The sequence below is a fragment of the Geobacillus sp. Manikaran-105 genome (assembly GCF_002809955.1).
GTDB lineage: Bacteria > Bacillota > Bacilli > Bacillales > Anoxybacillaceae > Geobacillus > Geobacillus thermophilus.
In genome coordinates this window covers 26,091-35,307 of the sequence record NZ_PIJG01000031.1, presented here as the reverse complement: position 1 = coordinate 35,307, position 9,217 = coordinate 26,091, and the positions used below count along the sequence as shown (strand labels likewise).

The following is a 9,217-nucleotide window of genomic DNA, read 5'->3' as shown; positions in this document are numbered from 1 at the left end:
TTCCTCTCGATTGGAAATCCGGGATGGCCGCTGCTTTGTTTGAGTATGCCCAAATTTATGGAAGGCGTATGTATAATTTTGGATAATCAACACTCGTGGTTGAAAGCACTGTTTAATCTCGGAATGAAAGGCAACCTCCTGCCAAAGCACGCGAATCGCCGGCAAATACGTTTTCACAAAGGTGTAGCGGTTGGCGAGCACCGCGCGGACATCCAACGACACATCGTGGATGACCACTTTTTTCCAAACCGCTTGGAGACACGCTCGACTTGAATACATGGATTGGCGGTCATTGCTTTTCTCCCCTTTGCATAGTAGTGAGTAATCACTCACAAAATACATTTTTTAAGCTGCCGACGGTTCGGCAGTCCACCTACTGTTCCATCAATTGGACGTCTCGCCAGCCGTAGCACCGCTCCCACAACGCTTTTCCGCCGATTTCCACCCTTTCCTCGGCCACTTTTTCACCGCCAAGCCGTTCGTAAAAACCACGGGACGGGTTGTCGGTAAGCACCCAGACGGCCAGCGAATGAATGCCTTTTTGCGTCAAATCGCCGACGAGCGCTTGCACGAGCTGCCGGCCGAGCCCTTTTCCTTGCGCTTCCTTAAGCAAATAAATCGCGTACAGCTCCCCGTCATATTGTGCCGCTGAACCATCGCTCGCCCGGTTTCGGCCGCCCGAGACAAATCCGACGACGTGCCCGTTTTCCTCGGCGACAAACACGGAATGATCCGATTGGCGGAGCACCTTCTCCCATAACGTTTGCTTTTCTTCCACTGTCAACGTCTCCAAGTACGCGTCTGGCACGATGCCGCCATACGTCGTCTTCCAACTTTCGACGTGGACGGAGGCGATGGCCGGTGCGTCGGCCCATGTGGCTTTACGGATCATCCGTTTTCCCCCTTTGCCCTAGTTCAGCAGAAGTTTCCAAAATAAAGAAAGGCAAGGCGGTGCCGTTCCCGCCCGCCTTTTTTCTTCTTTTTACAAAGCTTTGTCATCGACGCTGTCCAGCCATCGCTCGATATGGCCGACGACCGAAGCGACCGTTCCATCGGCAAACGGCGACTTTAGGTTGGCGCTTTTGACGAGCTCGGTGAACGGCCGGCTGCCGCCCAATCGGCAAAGCGCCACATAGTCGCGCCAGGCTGATTCCCGGTCTTCCTGCGCCCGCTTCCAAAACTGGAACGCGCACACTTGCGCCAATGTATAATCAATGTAATAAAACGGGTCGGTGTAAATGTGCCCTTGCCGCTGCCAAAATCCGCCGCGCTCAAGGTAGTCATGGCCGGCGTAGTCTCTTGTCGGCAAATACGCTTTTTCGATGCTGCGCCAGACACTCTTCCGCTCCGCTGGCGTCATATCCGGGTTCTCGTAGACCGCGTGCTGAAATTCATCGACCGCCACGCCGTACGGCAAAAACAAGAGCGCGTCGCTCAAATGGGCGAACCGGTATTTGTCGGCGTCGTCGGCGAAAAACAGCTCCATCCACGGCCAGGTGAAAAACTCCATGCTCATCGAATGGATTTCACACGCCTCAAGCGTCGGCCAGTTGTATTCCGGAATGTCGTAATGACGGCTTTCATACACTTGGAACGCATGTCCGGCTTCATGGGTCAATACGTCAATGTCGCCGGATGTGCCGGTAAAGTTCGAGAAAATAAACGGCGCCTTGTAATCATCGATATACGTGCAATAGCCGCCGCCCGCCTTCCCTTTTTTGGCGACGAGGTCCATCAATTCGTGTTCGACCATATAGCGGAAAAACTCGCCGGTTTCCGGCGACAGCTCTTCATACATGCGCCGGCCGTTTTCGACAATCCAGCTGGCATCGCCTTTTGGCGCCGGGTTGCCGGTTGGAAACATAAACGGTTCGTCGTAATAGTAGAGCTTCTCGACCTTGATGCGCTGCCGCTGGCGCTCGCGCAGCTTGGACGCGAGCGGGACGATGTGCGTTTTTACCTGCTGGCGATAGCCTGCAACCATGTCGGCATTGTAATCGGTCCGTCCTAAACGGGCATAGCCGAGCTCAACAAAGTTTTTGAACCCAAGCTTCCGGGCGATCGCTGTGCGGACGTGGACGAGCTCATCATACAGCTCATCGAGCTCTTTTTCGTGGTCCGTGAAAAACGAAAACCGCGCTTCGCTCGCCCGTTGGCGCATCGTGCGGTCCGGCGACTCGACAAACGGCTGCAGCTGGGCGAGCGTCCGCTCCTCTCCTTCAAACATGATTTTCGCCGATGCAATGAGCTTCGTATATTCGCTGGCCAGCTTGTTTTCTTTTTGCAAGTCTTCGACAACCGCCGGCGCGTATGTTTTCAGTTGCGTTTCCGCCAACGCAAACAGCTGTTTTCCCCACACTTGTTCCAATTCAGCGCGGAACGGCGAGGAAACAAGCGCGCGGTAATAATCGTTGACGAGCCCCTTGACGACCGGCTCGGTTTCGTCGAAAAAGTCCTGTTCTTGTTTATAAAATTCATCGTTTGTATCAATCGTATGGCGGATGTGGCAAAGGTTCGCCATCGTGCTGTAGCGGCGGCGCAGTGCATTGATCCGCTTCATCGCCTCGTGCTGCAAGGCGGCGCTCCCGGCACGGCGGAACGAATCAAGCGCTTCTTGAAACGATGCTTGCAATTGAGCGATGTCCGGCCGCTCGTAACGAAATTCGGAAAACTTCATGCTCTGTCCCTTCTTTCCTTTCATTTTTACATTTTTTCATCACTCAGCCGACCTACTGTTTATTCGCCATGAATCCTCAAAATCCTTCTCGATTTCCCATTCTCTGGGTTCATCACCACAAATTATACTAATCATTTCACTCATATTTCGCAACCTTTGCATAATATATAAAAAACCACCCATATATGCGCATAAAAAGGCTCTTCACCAAAATTTTGCGCTTTCTCTTTTCCATCGGTCCATCAGGCGCGTTGGAAATCTTTATCTGAGAGAGCGTGCAAACGTTCCGAAAGAATGTGCAAAATCTGGAACAATTGGAGGCTTGGATTCATCGTTATTCGTTTTGTCCTTGTTCAGTTGTGCGAGCCATCGCAAAATCACTCGTCAAACGAACAGACGAAATCATATCATGCATTTTATCGTCTTATTCGAATGGGAAAATGGAGGAAACGAATAACAAGATTAAGCGGATCAAACGTCGGGGATACGGATACAGAAATATCCAACGTTTTGCATTTCGGGTTCGGTTAGAAACAGCTAACATACTTTAATGGCTAGTGCAAGTACATCTTTTAGTTTTTAGTGATGAACCATTCTCTGAACAAATTTCCATTTTATTTCCTCATAGAAAAAGAAGGCAACTATCATGATCTTGATCTTCGCAACCATTTCTATTTTTCAAAAACAAATCATATTCCCATTCGCGCCCTCTTCCCCCTAGAAATAGCGGCCATGGATTGGGAATCTCGTCCCATCTTCTGTATTTTCCAAAAACATATTGACGTTTTTTGTCGAATTGAGTAATATAATGTCGACAACGATATACCCCCTCTCCACTTCAATGGGATAGAGGTTGCGGTGAACAAAAGTAGCGCTGTCGAGGCTCGGAGCGGTCGATGATGCAGCGGGAAAGGGTTCACCGCCGAAGTTTGCGGCGCGCTCCGGCGGCGCAAGCTGGGCCTGCGGCCGAACAGGCGCAGGACTGCCATCGCCCTTGGGCGATGGAGCGCTATCGCCATTCAGTTGGATGCGAATCATGCACCCGCTGAAAAGGCGCGGGTGCTTTCTTTTTTTTGAAAGGAGCGTTTTGACCTTGGATCAGCAACGAAAACTTGGCATTTGGGTGTTAACCGCGCTTGTCGTGGGCAATATGGTTGGTTCCGGCATTTTCATGCTGCCGCGCTCGTTGGCGGAGGCTTCGAGCCCCATCGGCGTGATGCTCGCCTGGCTGCTGACCGGAGCCGGCGTTCTCATGACGGCGCTTGTTTTCGGCAACTTGGCAATCCGCAAGCCCGACTTAGGCGGCGGTCCGCAAATTTACGCGAAGGAGCTGTTTCCGAAAGGTTCGAACTTGTCGATTTTATCCGGCTTTATGTCATCATGGGGCTACTGGGTCGGCAACTTTGCCGGCAACGTCGCGATCATTACAACATTTGCAAGCTACTTGTCGACGTTTTTCCCGGTGCTGACAAGCGGCCAAACGGTGTTCACCGCCGGGTCGTTCACCTTGAAGCTTGGGAACTTGTTGACGTTTCTCGTCTGCACGGCGCTCCTTTGGGGGATGCATATCATCATTTTGCGCGGTGTAGAAGGCGCTGGCAAGCTGAATTTTGTCGCCACCGCGGCCAAAGTGCTTGGCTTTTTCCTATTTATCGTCATCGCCTTGTTTGCCTTTGACAAAGCGGTCATCGGCCCGCTTGATGCCCCTCGCTATGACGGGAACGGACAGCCGATCGGTTTGCTTGGACAAATCAACAACGCCGCTTTATCGACACTCTGGGCGTTTGTCGGCGTTGAATCGGCGATGGTGTTCGCTTCCCGCGCGCGCAAACAAGCGGACGTAAAACGGGCGACGATCGCCGGTCTTTTGATCGCTTTGGCCATTTATATTGGCATCAGCTTTTTGGTGATGGGCGTCTTGCCGCAACGCGAACTGATTCAATCGGAAAAACCGCTCGTGGATGCCATCATTGCCATCGTCGGACCGGCGGGCGGCTACGTGTTGGCTGGCCTTGGGCTGATCAGCTTGCTTGGCTCGACGCTCGGCTGGATCTTGCTGAGCGCTGAGGTGCCGTACCAGGCGGCGAAACAAGGGCTGTTTCTGCCGGCCTTTTTGAGAGAAAACAAGAAAAACGTGCCAAGCTTCTCGTTGACGCTATCGAATGCATTAGCCCAGCTGTTCATTTTCTCGACCATTTCCCATTCGATGGCGGCAGCGTTCGATTTTGTCATTTACATCGCTACGCTCGCCTACCTCATCCCGTATTTGATCTCTTCCGTCTTTCAGTTGAAACTCACGCTCACCGGCGAAACGTACATGGAGGCGCGCGAGCGGATGGTTGACGGAATCATTGCAGCCTTAGCGACGGTGTATTCGATCTGGGTCGTTATCGCTGGCACGGCAGACATCAAAACCTTCCTACTCGGTGTTGTCCTGCTCGCTAGCGGCCTAATCTTCTATCCGCAAGTAAAAAAAGCGGCACAGCAGGCGAAAGAAAAACAAAAATTATCGGCATAGCCAAAAAGCGAACGTCCATTGGGGCGTTCGTTTTTTCTGTTTTAGGCAGGATCTTGTCTTTCGGAAGACGAAATATACAATGTAGTTCCATTTTACTTAAAAGAAAGAGGGGGCCAACTGATGAACAACAACGAACAACCGACAAAACGCCGCGGCATAACGGCGGAAGATTTGCTTCGCCTCCGCTCGGTGCGCGACCCGCACTACGCGCCAGACGGGACGCGCGCCGTGTTTGTGGAAAAATCGATCGACGAAGAAAACCAATACCGCTCCCATCTATCTATGTGGACGGAAGACGGCGCCGTCCGTCCATGGACGTTCGGGCGCTGTCGCGACACGAAGCCGCGCTTTTCCCCGGACGGCGAAACGATCGCCTTTTTATCTGACCGCTCCGGACGCACACAGCTTTGGCTTTTGCCCGCCAATGGCGGTGAGGCGCGCCAGCTGACGTTTTTCAAAAACGGCGTGCGCGATTACGTTTGGTCGCCGGACGGGACGTTTCTCATCGCCCTAACGACGCTTGGCGATGATGAAACGATTGAAGACCGCGAAGAACCGGAAAAGGCAGAAGTGAAGCGAGCCGACCTGAAACCGCGCGTGGTCGAGCGGCTGTATTACAAATCAGACGCGTCGGGTTTTCTTGACGGCAAACGGGCGGTGCTCACGCGCATCGATGTGCTGTCAGGAAAAAGCGAAGCGTTGACGGGCCGCGAGGAGGAAATCGGTTCGTTTGCCGTTTCCCCAACCGGACGGACGCTCGCCTTTGTCGCCAACCGAAACGAGGATCCAGACACAACCTTTACGCGCGACATTGTTTTGCTTGATCTCGAATCGAAAGCGGAAACGAACTTGACGAACGGATGCGGCACATTCGCTTCGCTCGCCTGGTCGCCGGACGGAACGAAGCTCGCCGCCATCGGCCATGATCTTGCTTATCTCGGGGCTACGCTTCACCGGCTTTACGTCTTTGAGCCGGAGCGTGGAACGAAGCGGGTGTTGACCGCCGATTGGGATGTCCATCTCGGCGATGCCATGGTCGGCGACACACACGCTGATGCGAAAGGGCCGGGACCGATTTGGGCGAGCGACGGAAGCGGCCTGTATGTCACCGCCTCGGAGCGCGGACGCGTCAACTTGTATTTCGTCCCGCTCGACGGCCCGATCGTTCCGGTGATCGAAGGCAACTTCCATTTATACGGTTTAGCCATCCACCCAAGCGAACAGCAAGCCATCGCCGCGATGAGCGAGCCGACGGTCATTGGCGATTTGTATATAATCTCGCTTGAAGACGGAACGAAAACGCGGCTTACGCGTGCCAATGAAGCGCTTGAACATGAAGTGGCCTTCGCCGCTGCCGAACCGTTTACGTATCGATCGGCGGACGGTTTGGAGATTCAAGGCTGGATCATGAAACCGCCTGAGCTTGACGAAGGGGAAAAGGCGCCGCTTGTCGTCGAAATTCACGGCGGGCCGCATGCGATGTATGGATTTACGTTTTTCCATGAATTGCAGCTGCTCGCTTCATCCGGTTATGCCGTGCTGTTTACGAACCCGCGCGGCAGCCACGGATACGGCCAGTCGTTTGTCAATGCGGTGCGCGGCGACTATGGCGGCATGGATTATGAAGACATTATGGCTGGCGTCGACGCCGCCATCAGCAAGTTCGACTTTATTGACAAAGAACGGCTTGGCGTCACCGGCGGCAGCTACGGCGGATTTATGACGAACTGGATCGTTGGGCATACCGACCGATTCAAAGCGGCTGTCACTCAACGTTCGATTTCCAACTGGCTCAGCTTCTCTGGCGTGAGCGACATCGGCTACTTTTTCACGAAATGGGAAGTCGGCTGCGACGTTTGGGAAGACGCTGAGCGGCTTTGGCATCATTCGCCGCTCAAATACGTCAAACACATGCGCACACCGCTTTTGATTTTGCACAGCGAACGCGATTACCGCTGCCCGATTGAGCAGGCCGAACAGCTGTTTGTCGCCTTAAAGCAGCTCGGGCGGGAAACAAAGCTCGTCCGCTTTCCGGACGCCAACCACGATTTGTCGCGCACCGGCAACCCTGCTCTTCGGCTTGAGCGTCTTCGCCATATCGTCGACTGGTTTGACCGCTATTTGAAAGGAGCATCGCATTAATCCGAAAGGAGAACCACCATGCACGCACTCGTCATCGGTGGGACAGGCATGTTAACCGACGTGTCGCTTTGGCTCGTGCGAGAAGGGTACCATGTATCCATCGTCGCCCGGAACAGGGAACGGATGGAACGGCTCATCGCCCGCGCCGCACATCTGGAGGCCATTACCCCGCTTTTGGTCGATTATCGCGATCATGATGTACTATGTTCCTTGATTCACCAAACAATCAATGAAAACAGAGCCTTCGACCTTGTTGTCGCATGGGTGCACAGCGACGGGAAACAGGCGTTTCCGGCCATCATCCGGGAAAATAGCAGACATCCCGGTCCTTGGCGTCTGTTCCACGTGCTCGGCAGCCGGGCCCATCCGGCCGAGGCAAAGCGGGAACTCCGTTTGTCTTCCGCTTGCCTGTACCGGCAAATTCAGCTTGGCTTCGTGATCGAAGAGCACAGCACGCGTTGGCTCACCCATCAAGAAATCAGCAGCGGCGTCATTGACGCCATTCGGCGTGATGCGCCGTTTCATCTTGTCGGCACACTAGCATCAGAGAAGAAGCGGCCGCATTAATGGGAAGCGCCCTCTCGTTTGTACCGAGAGGGTGCTTTGTCCGCCTTTGGCGCGGATGGTTTCACGATGGAAGCAGTTCGACATAATCGCCCGTTTTCAAGCCGGCCGCGTTCGCTTCATCGGTGTCAATGTGCATATCTAATGCAAAATCTTCGCTGACGCGGACGATCACTTCGTCAAAAATGAGCGCCCGCTCCCCTTGCGTTTTCACTTTCACAACTTGTTTATCGCGGACGCCAAACGTCTCGGCATCTTTCGGCGTCATATGAATGTGGCGCTTGGCAATGATCACCCCTTTGTCGACGGTCACCGTCCCCTTCGGTCCGTGAATCGTAATGCCCGGCGTTCCGTCAATATCGCCGGATAAGCGGACCGGGGGCGCGACGCCGAGCTTGAAGCTGTCGGTTTTCGAAATTTCAAGCTGGGTGAGCGAACGGACCGGTCCGAGGACGCGGACGTTTTCAATTTTCCCTTTCGGCCCTTCGACCGTCACCGTTTCCTTGGCGGCGAACTGGCCAGGCTGCGACAACGGCTTGAGCACCGTCAGCTCGGCGCCTTCGCCAAACAGCGCCGCCATGTGTTCTTTTGATAAATGAATGTGGCGATTCGATACCCCTACTGGAACCATCAATGGTGATCTCTCCTTTTTTGCTGGCTATGGTATGTTCTTTATATAACGTATCCATTTCCGGCAAAATTAAAGAGGCCGACCTCGCGTCAGCCCCTTGTTTTTGCCCCATATCCTAATTTTTTCAGCAGCGCAATCGCCTGCTCTTTTTCTGCCGCCGTCAGCGCCGAAACCGTTTCGTGAATTTTTTCCGCATGCTCGGGAAATACGCGCTCAATAAACCGCCGCCCCTCTTCTGTAATGGACGCGTACGTGACGCGCCGGTCCTTTTCGCAGGCGCGGCGGACGATCAATCCTTTGTTTTCCAGTTTGTCAATGACGTAGGTGATGCTCCCGCTCGCCAGCAAAATTTTTTCGCCAATTTGCTGGAGCGGCTGATCCCCTTTATGGTATAACAATTCTAACACGGCAAATTCGGTCGGATTGACCCCGAATGAGTGGATTGATTTGTTCACTTGGTCGCTTACGGCGCGGTAAGCCCGCGACAATACGATAAACAACTTTAGCGATTGCTCGAGTTCTTGCTCTTTTTGTTCCATGCCATCCAACCCTTTGCATTTAACCATTTCTTACTTGCATTATACTTGAACAGCAAACAGGCAGGCAACCGTTTTTGCCAGGCGCTGGTCCATTTTTCTCGCCAGCGGCCGTTCCTTTCGCTATGATAATTTTGTGATAGGGCAGC

The 9,217-nt window shown here is 53.5% G+C and carries 7 protein-coding genes, 2 pseudogenes and 1 riboswitch; of the genes and pseudogenes, 4 read left to right on the top strand and 5 right to left on the bottom strand.

Annotated elements, in window-relative coordinates; translation table 11 throughout:
- Positions 1-99: 99 nt before the first annotated feature.
- The 3 genes and pseudogenes from CV945_RS17525 to CV945_RS10425 form a co-directional block, all read right to left on the bottom strand.
- Positions 100-210, bottom strand: a pseudogene (locus tag CV945_RS17525) (TetR/AcrR family transcriptional regulator); the annotation flags it as partial.
- Positions 211-373: 163 nt separating this feature from the next.
- Positions 374-892, bottom strand: a complete 519-nt coding sequence (locus CV945_RS10430; protein WP_100659713.1) for a GNAT family N-acetyltransferase — start codon at positions 890-892, stop codon at positions 374-376.
- Positions 893-982: 90 nt separating this feature from the next.
- A complete protein-coding gene (locus CV945_RS10425; RefSeq protein ID WP_100659712.1) occupies positions 983-2,677 on the bottom strand; it encodes a M3 family oligoendopeptidase in 1,695 nt (564 codons plus the stop codon).
- Positions 2,678-2,976: 299 nt separating this feature from the next.
- Between CV945_RS10425 and CV945_RS10415 the strand changes: the two are divergent.
- The 4 genes and pseudogenes from CV945_RS10415 to CV945_RS10400 all read left to right on the top strand — a co-directional run.
- Positions 2,977-3,228 (top strand): annotated as a pseudogene (locus CV945_RS10415) (transposase); the annotation flags it as partial.
- A 288-nt stretch (positions 3,229-3,516) separates the two neighbouring features.
- A riboswitch (Lysine riboswitch) is annotated at positions 3,517-3,697 on the top strand.
- Positions 3,698-3,770: 73 nt separating this feature from the next.
- On the top strand, positions 3,771-5,195 hold the full coding sequence (locus CV945_RS10410) for an amino acid permease (protein WP_100659714.1): 1,425 nt from the start codon (positions 3,771-3,773) through the stop codon (positions 5,193-5,195).
- Between the two features lie 120 nt (positions 5,196-5,315).
- The gene (locus CV945_RS10405; protein WP_100659711.1) at positions 5,316-7,337 is read left to right on the top strand and encodes a S9 family peptidase; all 2,022 of its coding nucleotides are present in this window, start codon (positions 5,316-5,318) and stop codon (positions 7,335-7,337) included.
- A gap of 18 nt (positions 7,338-7,355) precedes the next feature.
- A complete protein-coding gene (locus tag CV945_RS10400) occupies positions 7,356-7,904 on the top strand; it encodes a short-chain dehydrogenase (protein WP_014195275.1) in 549 nt (182 codons plus the stop codon).
- A 61-nt stretch (positions 7,905-7,965) separates the two neighbouring features.
- On the opposite strand, the gene CV945_RS10395 is transcribed toward CV945_RS10400, so the two are convergent.
- Together CV945_RS10395 and CV945_RS10390 are read right to left on the bottom strand one after the other, a co-directional pair.
- A complete protein-coding gene (locus CV945_RS10395; RefSeq protein WP_033006192.1) occupies positions 7,966-8,532 on the bottom strand; it encodes a phosphate propanoyltransferase in 567 nt (188 codons plus the stop codon).
- A gap of 89 nt (positions 8,533-8,621) precedes the next feature.
- A complete protein-coding gene (locus CV945_RS10390) occupies positions 8,622-9,071 on the bottom strand; it encodes a MarR family winged helix-turn-helix transcriptional regulator (protein ID WP_014195273.1) in 450 nt (149 codons plus the stop codon).
- Positions 9,072-9,217: the final 146 nt, after the last annotated feature.

Excerpts from the sequence above, each read along its gene's own strand:
- CV945_RS10430 (WP_100659713.1), bottom strand. The coding sequence starts at position 892 with ATGATCCGTAAAGCCACATGGGCCGACGCACCGGCCATCGCCTCCGTC.
- CV945_RS10425 (WP_100659712.1), bottom strand. The coding sequence starts at position 2,677 with ATGAAGTTTTCCGAATTTCGTTACGAGCGGCCGGACATCGCTCAATTG.
- CV945_RS10405 (WP_100659711.1), top strand. The coding sequence starts at position 5,316 with ATGAACAACAACGAACAACCGACAAAACGCCGCGGCATAACGGCGGAA.
- CV945_RS10400 (WP_014195275.1), top strand. The coding sequence starts at position 7,356 with ATGCACGCACTCGTCATCGGTGGGACAGGCATGTTAACCGACGTGTCG.
- CV945_RS10395 (WP_033006192.1), bottom strand. The coding sequence starts at position 8,532 with ATGGTTCCAGTAGGGGTATCGAATCGCCACATTCATTTATCAAAAGAA.
- CV945_RS10390 (WP_014195273.1), bottom strand. The coding sequence starts at position 9,071 with ATGGAACAAAAAGAGCAAGAACTCGAGCAATCGCTAAAGTTGTTTATC.